The organism is Mesorhizobium shonense (genome assembly GCF_040545255.1).
Classification (GTDB): Bacteria; Pseudomonadota; Alphaproteobacteria; order Rhizobiales; family Rhizobiaceae; genus Mesorhizobium; species Mesorhizobium shonense.
Genome location: NZ_JBEPLM010000020.1, coordinates 22,230 through 37,241 on the forward strand (window position 1 = coordinate 22,230; position 15,012 = coordinate 37,241).

Consider the following 15,012-nt stretch of genomic DNA (forward strand, 5'->3'; position numbering starts at 1 on the left):
AGACCGCTTCGACTCTGGTGCCAGCTGTTGGCGAGGACGTGGCCGAGCTCGTGCCCGAACTGATAGGCGAGCTTCGACCAGTCTCTTTCCAGCAGCGGTACTACCGCTCGCCGGGATCTGTGCGCGGGCGACAAGCAAGTGCCTGCGCTCCGGCAGGCGAACGTCTGTGGCAAAGTAGGCGGTGCTATCGGCGGCGTCAGGCGGCCGGGCGGATGTTGTGGTTCACCCTGAACAAGTTCCCCGGATCGTACTTCTTCTTCAGTTTGCCGAGTCGTTTGTAATTTTCGCCATAGGTCGCCTTGAGGCGTGCCTCGCCTTCGTCATCCATCATGAAGTTCGGGTAGGCGCCGCCGAGATCGAACGGGTGAACCGCCTCCCAGTAATCTTTTGCCCATTTCTTCAGGGCCGGCGCCTGGGCCGGATCGGAGCCCACTCCGGCAATCACCATCGACCAGGTGGCATCGCGGCAGTTCCATGACGATTCCTCTTCCGACATGCGATGGACCGCGCCATCGATGGGATAAAGGTGCATGCAGGAGACTTCGCTGGGCACCTTAGCAGCCTGTTGGATGTGGGCGTCGATGGCAGCGTCGGGCAGCATCTGGACGAAGTCGCCTTTCCAATACCATTGCAAGCCCTTCGGATAGAGCCCGTCGAACATGCCCTGCAGGACCGTGTAAGGGACCAAGCCGGCAAAATCGATAATTGGCTTGGGAAGAGCTGCACGCACAGAGTTGACGGCCTTCTCAGCGTCGGCAGCCGCCCCGTTGTGTGAAATCAGGAGCACGCAAATCTTCTTGCCCCAATGCTCTTTCGGGAAAGGATCGCCTGATGGAACCGTCTGTAGCCCGAGAAAGACATAGAACTCGTCCGGCGCACTTGCCTGAAAATCGCGGTACCAACGCATTATCGTCGCCGCGTCTTTCAACTCCCAAAAGATCGGGCCGCCATAGACCACGTTGGCCGGATGCGCTTGGAACAGGAAGCTGGTCACCACCCCAAAGTTTCCGCCACCGCCGCGCAAGCCCCACAGCAGATCGGAATTGTCTGTTTTAGCGGCGGTGACGAATGTACCGTCTGCCAGCACCACGTCAGCCTCAAGAAGATTGTCGCTTGCGAGGCCGTACTGGCGGCTAAGATATCCGTGCCCACCGCTCAGCGTCAGGCCCGCAACCCCGGTAGTCGAAACGATCCCGAAGGGGATTGCCAGTCCAAACGCATGGGTCGCGTGGTCGACGTCGCCAGTCGTGCAACCCGCCCCAACCCGCACAGTGCGCTTCGCTGGTTCGACACGCACTCCCTTCATCAATGACAAATCGATGACAAGGCCATCGTCGACGCTGCCAAATCCGGCTCCGTTGTGGCCGCCCCCGCGTATGGCGATCATAAGTCCGCTTTCGCGGCCGAAATTCACGGCCGCAATTACGTCCGCCACATCCACGCACCGCGCGATAAACAGCGGACGCTTCTCAATCATCCCATTATAAAGCTTCCGAACATCATCGTAGTCGACATGATCGCGACCAATGAGCGGACCGAGGAGACTCTGCGCGAATTTGCTAATGTTCTCGTCATTCATTGCCTCCTCCCAAGAGGCGCAAGGTACGACTTTCACGTTCGGATTTCGGCCGGACATCTTCTGCGACCTACCGCCGCCGTCTCTTCCAGATCAGTCTGGACCCTGAGCGACAGCGAGCACTGCTCCCGAACGCTTCACCTTGCCCCAAAAAGCGTGTGCGGTCCAAGGTCAATTGGGTGTAGCATTGATGCGGACGCCGAGCCGTTTTAGGCGATCGACGTCTCTGGCGTTTGGCTGGCGGTGATCGCTGCAATGCGGTGCGGCGAGACATTCGCGCCAGTCTGGGGTGCCATTGGCCGCACGGATCGATGCAGACGATTGAGGATTGGCTGAGCCAACATGGTCTTGGCAAATACGCGGAGGCGTTCGTTCAGAACGACGTCGACCTTCGAGCGCTGCCCCATATCACTGAGTCCGACCTCCAGGAGCTTGGCGTATCGCTCGGTCACCGTAAGATCATCTTGGCTGCGATCAACGGAGAGGGGCAGCCAAGGCTGTCAGAGCCGAATCAGGGCTCAGCTACCATCAAAGAGCCTGAGCTTCGCACCGCCGAAATGCCGAACGAACCGACCGCGGACCGACGGATTCTGAGTGTGCTGTTCTGTGATCTGGTCGGCTCGACGGCGCTTTCAGCGCAGTTCGATCCTGAGGACATGCACGAGTTAACCCGCCGCTATCAGGATAGCGTCGCCGGCGCGGTCATGCGCTTTGGCGGTTACGTGGCGAAATACCTGGGAGATGGGGTTCTTGCATATTTCGGATGGCCGATGGCTTACGAGGACCACGCAGAGCGTTCCATTCGCGCAGGACTCCAGGCACTCGCTGCAGTCGAGACATTTCAATCGCCTGACGGCCAGCAATTGCAGGCGCGGATCGGCATCGCGTCGGGGCATGTAGTCGTAGGCGACATTGCGGGCAGCAGCGCAAACGAACGTGGCTCGATCGCCGGGGACACACCAAACCTCGCAGCTCGGCTGCAAGCCGTCGCCGCACCTGGTCAGATCGTAATGGCCGACAGCACGCGCCGGCTCGCCGGGCAGTCGTTCGAGATCGAGAGCCTCGGAGCGAAGGAGCTCAAAGGGTTCAAGTCATCGGTTGCCCTTTTCGCGGTTCGCGGCGAGCGGGAGGTGGAAAGCCGGTTCGATGCTGCGCACGGGCGCACGCTATCGAAGTTTGTCGGCCGAGCAAACGAAATCGGCATGCTGCTCGACCGTTGGGAGCTGGTGAAGTCAGGGCAGGGTCAAGCGGTTTTCGTCTCGGGAGAGGCGGGGATAGGGAAGTCCCGCCTTGTAGAAGCGTTCGAGGAACGGCTGCACGAAAACCGGCACGAGCTCATCCGGCTGCAGTGTTCGCCCTATCACGCGACCTCGGCCTTCTACCCCATCATCCAACGGCTGGGCCGGTTCGCGGGTTTTTCGGCCACCGACAACCAGGCAGCGCGTGCCGACAAACTCCGCACGATCGTGCAGCGGTACGGCGAAAAACCCTTGGAGGTCGGGTCGATCTACGCCGAACTCCTGTCGCTGGACCTTGGCGACGAATTCAAGCCGCTCGATCTTCCTCCTCAGCAGCGCAAGGAACTTATCGTCCGCACACTGTCGAACCGCGTGCTCCTCGCCGCGAAGATCGCGCCGGTGCTTCTCGTCGTCGAGGATGCGCACTGGATCGACCCGTCGACGGATGAAGTGCTGAAGGAGATTGTGGGACGCTTGCACGGCGCGGCTATACTCGTCGTCGTGACACACCGGCCGGAATGGGTTGCGGACTGGGCTGCCGGGCTGGCGCAAGCAACCACGCTCGCCATTGGGCGTCTGACGAGGCAGCATATGCGCGAGCTGATCGAATCCATACTCGCCGACGTGCCGGACCAGCTCGCTGAGACGATCGCCAAGCGAACCGACGGCGTGCCCCTGTTTGTTGAAGAGCTGACGCGCTCGATCATCGAGAGCGGCAAGGCGGCATCGCTCAACGTCGAGATACCGGATAGTCTTCAAGGGTCTTTGATGGCGCGACTTGATCGTTTATCGGCCGCCGCCAAGGAAGTCGCACAAATTGCGTCCGTGATAGGGAGGGAATTCGAACGTGGCCTATTGTCAAAGGTCGCCGGGCGTGACGAACGAGCTCTCGACGGGGCGCTCCACCAGCTCATGTCCACCCAACTCGTCGTCGTTGGCGGTATTCTGCGCGACGCGCTCGTCTTCCGCCATGCACTCATCCAGGATACTGCTTACCAATCCCTTCTTAGCCGCCGGCGGCGGCACTATCATGAGGCGATAGCCAAGGTCCTCATCGACGAGTATCCCGATCTCGCCGTGACCCAGCCCGAGCTCATCGCCCAGCACTTCGTCAAGGCACAGCAGGACGAGCTCGCGTTCCCTTACTGGATGAGAGCCGGCGAACGGGCGCTTGGACGATCTGCCAACTACGAGGCTGTCGATCATTTTCAGAACGCCCTCGCCATCACGGAAAACCTTCCGGCAGGACCGGCCCGGAAGGAAGAAGTACTGGAGGCGACGCTTAAGCTCGGCGAGGCGCTTAGCGCAGCGGGCCGTCTGTCCGACTCCTTGGCCAAATACAAGCTGACCGCTGACCTCGCGCGCGAGGCCGAGGATAACAAGACCTTCGTCCGCGCCGCGCTCGGATTCGACGGCGCTCAGTTCCTGTCTTCAAAGCCACTTGGCGAATCGCTCGATCTTCTCACGGAGGCTATGACCAAGATCGATCCTGACGATCTGAGGTCTCGATGCCAGCTACTCACCCGCCTTGCGCGAGCACATTTCTATGTCGGCGACAGAAGAAACAGTACGAAATGCTATAAGGAGGGCGTCGATCTGGCTCGACGGCTCGGCGACAAGACATCGCTTTTCGAACTCACCGTCCTGCCTTTCCTGACACCGACGACGATACAATCCGGCGCGGAGGCAGACGAGCGGATCGCCCGGGTGGATGAGCTAAAACGTCTGTCGGCCGACATCAACGACGATGACGTTCGCGGTCGAGCGTTTGCACTGGACGTCTACGTCTCGACCGAGTTGGGCAATCGGGCACGAGCCGACAGCGCAGTGGACGGCTTGGAAGAACTCGGAACCGAGCGTCAACGCCTGAACATCTTGTGGCTCGCTCGCAACGCGCGCGCCATGATGGCTATTATCGATGGGAGGTTCGCAAATGCGGAGGCACTTGCTGGAGAGGCGCTGACCCTAGGAAGGCAGACGCATGGCGTGGAAGTCGAGGGCGTGTACGGTATGCAAATGTTCACCATCCGGCGCGAACAGAACCGCCTGTCGGAAGTTGCACCAGTCATGAAACGCTTCATTGAAGAAGACCCCGACGGAACAATATGGTTGCCCGGTTTTGCGCTAATCGCCGCAGATTTGGGTTTTGGAGACGCAGCCCGGCGCAGGTTGAATGAACTGGCGCAAACTGGCTTCATGATGCCGCTCGATGCTAGGCGAAGCACGTCTCTCTCCTTACTAGCTGAAGTTGCCGTGAGCCTCGATGACTCGGCGGCGGCAAGAACGATCTACGACCTCATGCTCGAGTACAAGGACATGACCATCACCGCAGGTGTCGCAACGGTCTGCTTTGGAGCGGCAAGCCGGTATTTAGGAATGTTGTCGGCCACGCTAGGCGACTTTGCTAGGGCGTCTGACCACTTCGAGCACGCGGTCGAAATGAACGCGGCAATCGGTTCACGACCATGGCTAGCCCATGCGCAGGCCGAGTACGCCAATCTGCTCCTCAGAACCGGCAACAAGAGAGCCATCGAGAGGGCAATGTCACTGGCGGAGCAAGCCACCGTAACCGCGGTCGAGCTGGACATGGTCCGCTTGCAAAAGAGGTTGCAGCCTACCGTGCATTAGGCTTTGCTCATATCACGACGTCAACATGCGTTCGGGAGAGCCTCCATGCCACGCTATGTCATAGAACGGGACTTCGCGGATCAGCTGAACCTCACGAAGGAGGGGGTCGAGGGAGTCAATCTGGTCAATGCCGAAGAAGGCGTGCAGTGGATCTTTTCTTTCCTTAGCGCGGACAGGAAAAAGACCTATTGCCTTTACGAGGCGCCTAATCCCGAGGCTATTCGCGCCGCAGCGCGAAGAAACAACATACCCGCCGATGTGATCATCGAAATTGGCGGAGAAATCGGACCGAATATGTTCGCATAGCTACTCGTGACAGAAGTCAAGAGTGGGTGAATTTTTGCTGCGCGTACGGTCCGTGCCATCTCGCGCAAGCGCATTTTCACGCGCTAGCCGTATATCCACACGCCGCGGCCCGGCCGAGATCTGTCACCTTGCGACGGCGCTGCGCAGCAGCATGAGCTCGCCGATGTTTTCGAAGATGACATAGCCGACCAAACGGCCCCTGGCATCCACCACGCCGACGGTAGGTGCTGCTTCAGGGGCTCGAGCGCCTTGATGAGCTTCTCATGGTCGCGCACCACCGGGATATTCGCGGCCATTGCTTCGATCACAGGCGTCTGACCGCCGCGCTGCTGCAGGCCAGTGACGAGCCCCCGTACGCGTCAGCACGCCGCGCAAGTCTGCCGCCACCGTCGACGATCGGGAACTCGTGTTTTGTCGTGCGCAACAGGGCCTGTGCCGCCTCGTTGAGGGTCGCGGTCGCCGGCAGGCTTTCGAACCGGCTGACCATGACGTCGCGGACGTTGACGGCATGCGCCGCGGCCCTCGAGCCCCATCGACTGCGTTTCCGCGGTGGCGGCACCCAAAGGGAGGTTCCGCTGTGCGCCTCAAAAATCGACCGGCATTCTGGAACTACGGCAAGAGATCCGTCACAGCGCGCCCACTTCCGTCCATTGCCATAGGGAAGCTGGCATGTTCGTGAATGATTTTCCAAGAACCGGCGATGCGCCTTAGCACGATGGTTCGCCGGCTCCAGGAGTCGACCTTTGTGCCATCGGTCTTGATGCCAGTCATGCGCGACAGCCCGAAGGCCACTGCAAGGTCGCCTTCGATCATGATCTGCGGGTCAGCCATGTGAACGGTGACGCCGTTGCGCCAAGTTGCAAACCAAGCATTTATCCCTTCGATGTCGCGGGCCTGTTCGCCTCGATAGGCAAGCGGCGGCGGCAGATCGAAAACCACGACGTCCGCGTCCATGGCATCGACGTTGGCACGGGCATCCCCCTTGGCAGTTGCGTCTTCCTGGCCCCGGATGACAGACAAGACTTCCTTTTCAGGCATATCGTTGCTCCTTCATTTTCTGGAACGACGGGGCGATCAATCTGACATCGACACGTCACCATTCGTGACAAACACCGCCGGTCCTAGCTGCTGTTGCATCGTGGTATAAGAGTGATGAGCCCCTCATCTGCCGGACATCGCATCATCCGACGCTCTAGTGGCCCACCGCCAGTGCCAATACGACTAAGAGCCCGACCAGCAAGATGGCTGATCGACCGAGGTCAACCGCGTTGGGTTGGGGCATGGCGGGTGGCGCGCCTTTAATTGCTGCCAAGTTGCCATCTTTGGCTTCACTCGTTCACCGACAGCATGCCGCGTGACGAGTCGGCGTGGATCGCCTCACTTCGACCCACGAAAAAAGATAGTTTGGTGCTCAGGCCTTGAGACTGATCGGGATCAACTATGTCAGCCCGCCTTGTCGCCCGAAGGCATTGCCGAAACGTCCACCCACATTGCGCCAACGGCATGCCCATCGGGGTCAGCAATGTCTCGGGTGTACATGAACCCATGATCTTCAACTGGATTGATGTCAGCTGTGCCGCCGTTCGCAGCAGCTGCTGCGGCCATCGCATCGACGGCGTCGCGGCTGTCCAGGGAAAGCGCCAGCATTACCTCGCTAGACGTTGATGGCGGGATGGGGCGGGTGGTCATAGTCTGCCATTTTTCCCGGCTGAGCAGCATGAAGTTGATCTCTTCACTCCACACCATCCCCGCAGCTGTCTCACTGGTAAACTTGGGATTGTTCCTGAATCCGAGGGATTCATAGAAAGCCATGGACGCCTTCACGTCGGTAACTGGCAGGCTCACAAAAATCCTCTTGCTCATCGATCATTCCTTTCGTTGTTGGGATGCCAGTCCAGCGAGTGGCGTCTGCTTGAAGACGGTTGACCGCCCGCAGAACCGACACGGCATCTCAATTTTTTAATCGCTAGCGCAGCGGCACGGGATGCCGAGGCTCAGGCCAGCTCCTCTGACCGCGTCTCTTTCGACGCGCGAGGCGATTTGGTGGGCGTGCAGATAATGAACTCATCCAAGAGAGCTTTTTCAACAATTTCGTGGCACACCAGAAACGGTTCGAGCCGCACGTCCTTGCCTCTCCACCTGATGGTGCGCGGCAGATGTCGATCGATGTAAATCGTCGTTGCATCCGTGCTGCCACCAGTCGAGGAACTCCAAAGCCCGCGCGCTCACCTGAATCAAGACCGGCGGCCGCTTCAAGTTTCCTTCCCGGTGGCAGTCCTGCAAGGTCGGTCGGCAAGGCTGAACCGCTCGGCCTAGCTGATCGAGGCGACACAGGATTTGGCAGCCGGGTTACTCAGCGACAATAGGCTCGCTGCCGAGTATTGCGCCAGAATTGAGGAGAGAAAAAGCCAGCCGCCTATTTGGGAGAACTTGCGATGGACCTTGGGTCTGGGGATCTCGGTAGCGCACAGGCGGCCCAGTTAGAAACGAGGGGCGCCGCGTTCGGCGCTCCCCGCCAGAGACGACCGTCACTTAAGGATTTTGACGATCGTATGAGTTTCCGGGTCGACGACAACGGTCTGATCGTCAATCACGGTGTACTCGTATTTCACGTTCGGCACTTTGTGGAGTTCGACCTTCTCCGGCACCGTGGAACCGACCTTCAATTCGACGCCTGGCAACTTGATGGACGCAAGCGGCTCCTTCTTCACATACTCTCGGATCGTAGTTTCCTGCTCCGGCGCTAGAACCACCGTATCCGCGATTGCCACGCTGAGGCCCGACAACAGCATCAGGCCGGCGACAGAATTGGTGAATAGCGACTTCATTTGTTCACTCCATCAGTTATGTCCCATCGTGAATGCCGGCTAGGCCAGCAGGACCGCGATAGGGGATCGTCTTCGTCAGTCCGCTAAAGCAATGATATTCCGGCGCTGATGTTTCAGTGAAAAAAGACGAGGGCCCAATGCGCCCGGGGATCAGACTTAGGTCTTATGTCGTCTGGGGGCTGTGTGCCTGACCAAGGAGCGCTTGGTAAAACGGCGCGTTTTTGCAGCCCACACTCCTACTCCGGGACCCAAGATGAGGCACACTGAACAATCCGCTGGCCTGGAACTGCTCTGGCTCCTGCCGTTCCGCTTTCTGTGGAGCTTATTGTCGTATTCGCAGGGTTGATGCTGCATTGAGCCAACTGCTCGGCGTCATGCTAAGCTCAGGGAACATTAATGGCTCAGCTTCGGCCTACGCAGTGAGGGCGCCGCGTAAGAGAGATCGTGCATGAGCCATCCAGGCATTGGGGACGCCGTCATTGCGGTTCTAGTGATCGTTTACCAGCTCGAATGGCATGGCCTCATCCGGTCCTAATGTAAGCGCCCGGTGAACACACGAGTCCAGCTATATTACCGCGTTCCCAAACGGTCGTTCGCACCAGTACATTGCTTGCGACCCGATCAGCATTCGTCAGTCGACCGGCGTCGGGATGCGGGCGACAACCTTAATCTCGAAATCAAAGCCGGCAAGCCAGTTGACGCCAACTGCCGTCCAGTTCGGATAGGGAGGTTGGCCAATCTCTTCGGCTCGGACGGCCAGCACCGTTTCGATCTGTTCGTCCGGTTTGGTGTGAAAAGTGGTGACGTCGACGACGTCATCGAAGCTACATCCGGCGGCGGCCAAGACCTCGCGCAAATTGGCAAAGGCCTGCCTAACCTGATCCTCGAACAAGGGCTCGGGCGAGCCGTCGTTGCGGCTCCCGACCTGACCCGATACGAAGAGAAGGTCGCCCGAGCGAATGGCGGCGGAATATCTATGAATATCGTATAACGCGTGGCGTTTGGCAGGATAAACGGCGTTACGTGCAGGCATTTCGGGTTCCTTTCAGTCTGGTGCGGTGCGACAGCGGTCGGAGCTGAGCCGCCTCGGTTTTTATGCGAGTGAGAGATAAGGCAATCGGATTGCGTGTGTTAGCCGTTGAAATCGACATGGGATGATGCAGAATCCCCATCAATGGCTCGCCCTTCGCTCAATGACCTTACCGCCTTCGTGGCCGTTGCCACGCACCGCAACTTCCGACGCGCAGCTGACGAGATCGGCACGGCGCCTTCGACATTGAGCCATGCGATGCGAGCGCTCGAGGAACGTATGGGCGTGCGCCTGCTGAACCGCACCACACGCAGCGTTTCGCCGACGGAAGCAGGTTACCGATTGCTTGGCCGCCTTCAACCGGCGCTTGCCTCACTGGACGAGGCGCTCGACAGCGTCGCGGGTTTTCGGGGCAAAGTTGCGGGCACAGTCCGCATTAACGCACCGCGGCTGGTGGCTGGCCTTCTCGTTCGCACGGCTCTTCCCCGGATGGCGGAGCTGCATCCTGATGTGACAGTGGATATTGTCGTCGATGGGCGACTCATAGACATCGTGTCCGGCGGCTTCGATGCCGGCGTGCGCCCCTTTGGATCGGTCCCCAAGGACATGATCACCGTGTTGCTTGCGCGCCCGCTGACGTTCATCTGTGTCGCCTCGCCCGCCTATCTCGATCGCTTCGGCGAGCCGGGAACCCCCGAGGAATTGCTGCGCCACCATTGCATCGGTCACCGCATGCCCAGCGGCAAGCTCTATCGATGGGAGTTCGAGCGCGCGGGTCAGGAACTCGCACTCGAGGCAAACGGCACCATCGTCCTCGACGACGAAGAGCTGATGGTCGAAGCTGCAATAGGGGGTCTGGGCGTCGCCTACGTCGCCAATTGGGCCGTCGAGGCGGCCTTGTCCGAAGGCAGTTTGCGCAAAATTCTGACCGCTTGGGTGCCCGCTCCAGAAGAAGTTGCGGTCTACTACCCTGGACATCGAGCCGTACCGCCCGCACTGCGGGCCTTTCTCGATATTGTCAAAGAGCTGCGGAAGAAAGGACCTTAACCGAAGCGACGAGCGGCCGCACCATGACTGGTCGTTGAGCTAGCGGTTTCACCTCCTACACCAGCCGACATGTGTTCTGCCTCTAATCGTTATGCGAACGGGTTTCTGCATTTACGATGACCGGTTTGGGGCCGTGTTGCGCCGGCTTGGCCCTTCGAGAGCCCCGGCCCGCGTAACTGGTCCTCATCGCTCCGGAACGTAGGTCAGCAGGACGGAGCCGTTGCCGAACACCTTCTGCGCCTCGAGCTTGAGCTTGAGGCTTGCAGGGTCGATTGCGTCGTAGAGGCGCTGCCCCGTCCCGACGATGACCGGGATGATCCAGACCTGGATCTCGTCTATGAGATGGTGCTCGAGGAGCGTTCGATCCAGCTTGCCGGTTCCGTACTTGATGAGATCCTTGCCCGGCTGCTGCTTGAGGCGGCGGATCTCCTCGACGACCTCGCCCTTGAGCAGCGTGGCGTTCCAGGTCGTCTCGCGCAGGGTCGTCGAGGCGACATACTTCGGCATCGCGTTGATCCGGTCGAGGTAGGCGTCGTCCCTCACCTGCGACCAGGTCGCCGCGAACGTCTCGTAGGTGACGCGACCGAACAGGAAAGCGTCGTAGCGGTCCAGCGCGGCGAGCGCGTGGCCGCGGCTCTCCGCGTCAAAGTACGACCCGTCCAGGCCCACGGCGAGCCGACCACACCGTCCAGCGACATCAGCGTAGTTTCGATCAGCTTTCTCATCTTCAGAATCCTCCTGTTCAATAAGTGGTTGTCAGTTCAAGCGGCGTGACGCGATGCACCGAAGACATCGTCGGCCCAGCGTTCCAGGGTGGTTGGGGAGGTGTTGCGCGGGCCCGGCGCCTTGAGCGCCCAGCGCCCGCCATTGTTGAAACTCGTCGCCGTCTCGATCAGCGCGTCCGCGAAACTCGCCGACATGCGCGTTGAGGCCACTCAAAAGGACGACGCGACGCACGCCGGAGGCCGAGATCGCCTCGGCCAGCCGGTTGCCGATATCGCGCTGGAAGCGGTGAAGGTCCCGCGCCTGAACGTCGAAAGGGATCATGAGATAGGCACTGTCCGCGCCAGCAAAGGTGCGGTTCAGAGCGCCGCGATCGGAGAGCGCAACACCCAGGCTGCGGGCCACGCCCCTCACTAGATGGCCTTGTTGCTGCAGCCTTGCCGACGCTGCGGCGCCGACTTCGCTGGTGGCGCCGACCACCACGATGGTACGTCTGCCTGCATTAGATCATCCACCTGGGTCATGGCTTTCTCCTTTTCCTTGGAAGCGCTGCGGAGGCGAGGATGGAGCCCCCCGCGATGAGGAACTGGCGTTTCAGCATTGGGCGATTCCCCCATCCGGCTTGAGAGCGAACAGCGTGACGAGCGCGAACAAGGCGGCGGTCGCAACGAATGCGAAACTAAAGCCCACCGAAGTGGCAAGTGCGGCGACGGCCAGTCCGCCGACTCCCAAGCCTGCATCATAGGCCACGTTCCACAAGGCCCCCGCGCCATCCGCCTGCGAGGGAGCGGCCCGCGACAAAATGTCAGCAACGGTTGCGCTCTGCAGCACGCCGAAGGCCATCCCGCTCAGCAGCATCCCGGCAAGCATCGCGGCTTGGCTGGGGAGAGCCAGGCAGACCGCGGCAAGTGCGCAGCTCGCAAGGCCTGCACCGGTCGGAACCCTTGGCCCATGGCGATCGACCTGCCGGGCAGAGGCCCAGCGGGTGAAGGCGGCGCCCGCACCCTGCAACAGCAGTCCAAGCATGATCGCACCACTGCTCGCCTCGGGATGCGCCAATGGAAGAATGGTGACGGCAGCGCCGACGAGGATTGCACCGCAGGCCAACGATGTCGCCGGGATGGCAACGACGCTCCATGGCGGCATCCTGTGGTCCCGGTTATCGTCACGACTGATATCGACCGGAAGGACGGCGGTGGCCCCGAGTGCGATAACAGCCAGGCCGCTGCCACCCAAGGCTGTCACGGACGGACCGAGATGAGAGAGGACCCACGGGCCGAGCGGCACCGCAAGGATTGCCGGAACCGCAGAAGCGACACCATAGAGGCTCATTGCCTCTGCCCGACGCGAGGGAGGTGCCAACTTGGCCGAGATGCCAGAGGCGGCGACCAGCAACACGCCGAGGGCGACACCGCGGACGAGACAATTGAGGAGGAGCAGTGCAAGCGATGAGGGGAATGCCATCAGGCAAGCCGTCCCAAGCAGGCCAAGCGCCAACACCAGCGACACTTTGCGACCGCAGGCAGCTATGATCCGTGGCGCGGCGATTTCACCGCCGATGGTGGCCGCCATCAATGCACCCGTCGCGTGCCCCGCAGCACCAGCCCCACCGAGGCTCGCCGCATGCGCCGCGATCGCCGACAGAAGCAGGTAGAAGCTGCTCATGGCTGAAAACATGACACCGGCCATCCCGAGCATTGAGGCCGTGAAGATCGGCTCTGCAGGGTCCTTGCCTGAATGGATGGTGACTGCCGCGGCCATGTCGCTTCTCCTTCGCGGATGACGAGCTGCGGTATAGTGTGCTACTGGTACAAGAAACATGACCACTTTGGTGATAGAATAGTTGTCCAGTTTGATCGCCGACCTGGCGCTGGAAATCGACCGGCACGGTAAAGAGAGCCTGGGACACCAAGTGCGCAGGGGGCTGCTTGCGCACATCCGCGCTGGCATTCTGCGCCCAGGCGTCGTGCTCCCATCGACGCGCGCGCTTGCCGCCCAGCTGGGCATATCTCGGCCGCTTATCGTCGACGCTTACGCGCAGCTGGCCGCTGAAGGTTTCCTGATCGTCCGGCGCGGTGCTCGGCCGATCGTCGCATCTGGGGCGGCGCGTGTCGCTCAACTGCTTGAGGAGAGGCGTGAACAGCCGATCCGCTACGATCTTCGCCCGGCAATGCCGGACGTTGGATTTTTCCCGCGCAAAGCTTGGGCCAGCGCCATACGGACCGTGCTCAATGCCATCCCAGCCAACGATCTTGGTATGGGGACCTTCGCGGAAGCCCGAGGCTGCGATCAGCGCTCGCCGACTATCTTGGCCGGGTGCGGGGACTCGTCGCTGATCCATCTCACATCTTCATCACCAGTGGCTTCGCAGAAGGACGGGCATTAGCCTGCGTTGTAATGCGAGCCGTCGGGCTTCGCAGGGTCGCCGTCGAGGATCCAGGTTACAGCGATTGGGTCGCCCTCGACAAAGCGGGGCTCCAGAGAGTGCCCATCCCAGTCGATGAGCAGGGAATCGATGTCGATCAACTTATCGCAACGGGTGCGGAAGGCGCATTGATCACGCCGTCGCATCAATTTCCGATCGGCGGTGTGCTCAGCGCAGGCCGCCGGCAGCGCCTCGTCAGATGGATCGAGCAACATGATGGCTATGTGCTGGAGGACGACTATGATGCTGAGTTTCGGTACGACCAAGCATCGGTCGGAGCGCTACAGGGTCTTGCCGCGGATCGCGTCATATATGCCGGGACTGCAAGCAAGACGCTCGCTCCGGCACTCCGGATTGGCTGGCTCGTGGTGCCGCCGGAACTGGTGCGGCCCATGGATGCCGAGCTGCGCCGGTGGAAAGAGGGATCTCCCCGAATCGAACAGGATGCCTTGGCCCATCTCCTCCAAACGGGCGCGTACGACCGGCATTTGCGGAAAATGCCGGCGAATCTACCGTGACCGTCGGAAGCACCTTCTGGATTGCCTCGCGGCAGAGCTCCCGGAGCTTGAAATCGAAGGCACGGCAGCAGGTCTTCACGTGACATTACGATTGCCCTCCGAACTTACCCGCGCCGACGAAGCCCAAATCGTCTCTGGCCTGCGGGAACGGGGATTGGCGACCGAGGGGCTCGGCAGATACTCACTGACCGCGGAAGGACCGCGTCGTTTGTTCGTTGGTTATGGCCGCATCACTGATGGCGCTATTGCCTCCGGCGTGAGGCTCTTGGCCAAGGCCGTTCGGGCAGCGCAGCGGCATGAAGTCGGCCCTTAAAGCGCGTCGCGCTGAAACGGATTCAGGCGACGCGCTTTAAGGCCTTGTTTTGATGCATGTCGTTGTCCCAGAACCGCGTACACTTCTGGGCGACATGCATTAGTCGGATCCGGATCACTGTCGACACCGGCCGGGAAGACATTCTCCGTCAGCGATTGCTCGCTCATGAGGTGGCAATCCTGTGAAGCGCGCCGCTAACGTCCGCAATGAGCCGAAAGCTCCGGCGCGGACTCGCCGCAATTTCATTTGTGTAAAGCGAGGTTCGAATTCGGCTTCTGGCTGGTATCCGCAATGGGTCGGAATCGGTCACTCGCCAAAATGCTGAACGAAAGGCTGGAGTGGTGCTCCAGCAGCTGTGAACCGGTCCATCCGCTATCGGC

14 protein-coding genes are annotated in these 15,012 nt (G+C 60.5%); 5 read left to right on the plus strand and 9 right to left on the minus strand.

The window, feature by feature from the left end; genetic code table 11:
- Window positions 1-196: 196 nt before the first annotated feature.
- Window positions 197-1,579 (minus strand): FAD-binding oxidoreductase, encoded by a 1,383-nt coding sequence (locus tag ABID26_RS32090; protein ID WP_292374567.1) that lies wholly within the window; start codon window positions 1,577-1,579, stop codon window positions 197-199.
- Between the two features lie 308 nt (window positions 1,580-1,887).
- Here ABID26_RS32090 and ABID26_RS32095 point away from each other — a divergent pair, with 308 nt between their 5' ends.
- Complete coding sequence (locus ABID26_RS32095; protein ID WP_292374565.1) at window positions 1,888-5,442, plus strand: AAA family ATPase; 3,555 nt, start codon at window positions 1,888-1,890, stop codon at window positions 5,440-5,442.
- A 45-nt stretch (window positions 5,443-5,487) separates the two neighbouring features.
- Window positions 5,488-5,748: a DUF4242 domain-containing protein gene (locus tag ABID26_RS32100; RefSeq protein WP_126098420.1), complete on the plus strand. Its 261-nt coding sequence runs from the start codon at window positions 5,488-5,490 to the stop codon at window positions 5,746-5,748.
- Between the two features lie 609 nt (window positions 5,749-6,357).
- Here ABID26_RS32100 and ABID26_RS32105 read toward each other — a convergent pair.
- The 4 genes from ABID26_RS32105 to ABID26_RS32120 all read right to left on the minus strand — a co-directional run bounded on the left by ABID26_RS32105 (window position 6,358) and on the right by ABID26_RS32120 (window position 9,609).
- A complete protein-coding gene (locus ABID26_RS32105) occupies window positions 6,358-6,786 on the minus strand; it encodes a YybH family protein (RefSeq protein WP_126098421.1) in 429 nt (142 codons plus the stop codon).
- 405 nt (window positions 6,787-7,191) lie between these two features.
- On the minus strand, window positions 7,192-7,611 hold the full coding sequence (locus ABID26_RS32110) for a VOC family protein (protein WP_126098422.1): 420 nt from the start codon (window positions 7,609-7,611) through the stop codon (window positions 7,192-7,194).
- A 665-nt stretch (window positions 7,612-8,276) separates the two neighbouring features.
- Complete coding sequence (locus ABID26_RS32115) at window positions 8,277-8,576, minus strand: DUF1236 domain-containing protein (RefSeq protein WP_126098423.1); 300 nt, start codon at window positions 8,574-8,576, stop codon at window positions 8,277-8,279.
- 631 nt (window positions 8,577-9,207) lie between these two features.
- Window positions 9,208-9,609, minus strand: a complete 402-nt coding sequence (locus ABID26_RS32120; RefSeq protein WP_292344950.1) for a RidA family protein — start codon at window positions 9,607-9,609, stop codon at window positions 9,208-9,210.
- Between the two features lie 141 nt (window positions 9,610-9,750).
- Here ABID26_RS32120 and ABID26_RS32125 point away from each other — a divergent pair, with 141 nt between their 5' ends.
- Complete coding sequence (locus ABID26_RS32125; RefSeq protein ID WP_126098425.1) at window positions 9,751-10,653, plus strand: LysR family transcriptional regulator; 903 nt, start codon at window positions 9,751-9,753, stop codon at window positions 10,651-10,653.
- 183 nt (window positions 10,654-10,836) lie between these two features.
- On the opposite strand, the gene ABID26_RS32130 is transcribed toward ABID26_RS32125, so the two are convergent.
- The 3 genes from ABID26_RS32130 to ABID26_RS32140 form a co-directional block, all read right to left on the minus strand.
- Complete coding sequence (locus ABID26_RS32130; RefSeq protein ID WP_354417621.1) at window positions 10,837-11,322, minus strand: dihydrofolate reductase family protein; 486 nt, start codon at window positions 11,320-11,322, stop codon at window positions 10,837-10,839.
- An 87-nt stretch (window positions 11,323-11,409) separates the two neighbouring features.
- Window positions 11,410-11,859 carry a Rossmann-fold NAD(P)-binding domain-containing protein gene (locus tag ABID26_RS32135; RefSeq protein ID WP_292341707.1) on the minus strand — a complete coding sequence of 150 codons (450 nt, stop codon included), beginning with the start codon at window positions 11,857-11,859 and terminating at the stop codon, window positions 11,410-11,412.
- Window positions 11,860-11,970: 111 nt separating this feature from the next.
- Window positions 11,971-13,137 carry an MFS transporter gene (locus ABID26_RS32140; protein WP_292374561.1) on the minus strand — a complete coding sequence of 389 codons (1,167 nt, stop codon included), beginning with the start codon at window positions 13,135-13,137 and terminating at the stop codon, window positions 11,971-11,973.
- 82 nt (window positions 13,138-13,219) lie between these two features.
- Between ABID26_RS32140 and ABID26_RS32145 the strand changes: the two genes are divergently transcribed.
- Entirely contained in the window at window positions 13,220-13,762 is a 543-nt protein-coding gene (locus ABID26_RS32145) for a GntR family transcriptional regulator (RefSeq protein WP_292374559.1), read from the plus strand.
- The gene (locus ABID26_RS32150) at window positions 13,660-14,319 is read left to right on the plus strand and encodes an aminotransferase-like domain-containing protein (protein WP_354417677.1); all 660 of its coding nucleotides are present in this window, start codon (window positions 13,660-13,662) and stop codon (window positions 14,317-14,319) included. The genes ABID26_RS32145 and ABID26_RS32150 overlap by 103 nt, the downstream gene beginning before the upstream one ends.
- Before the next feature lie 309 nt (window positions 14,320-14,628).
- Here ABID26_RS32150 and ABID26_RS32155 read toward each other — a convergent pair whose 3' ends face one another.
- The gene (locus tag ABID26_RS32155; protein WP_292374557.1) at window positions 14,629-14,799 is read right to left on the minus strand and encodes a hypothetical protein; all 171 of its coding nucleotides are present in this window, start codon (window positions 14,797-14,799) and stop codon (window positions 14,629-14,631) included.
- Window positions 14,800-15,012: the final 213 nt, after the last annotated feature.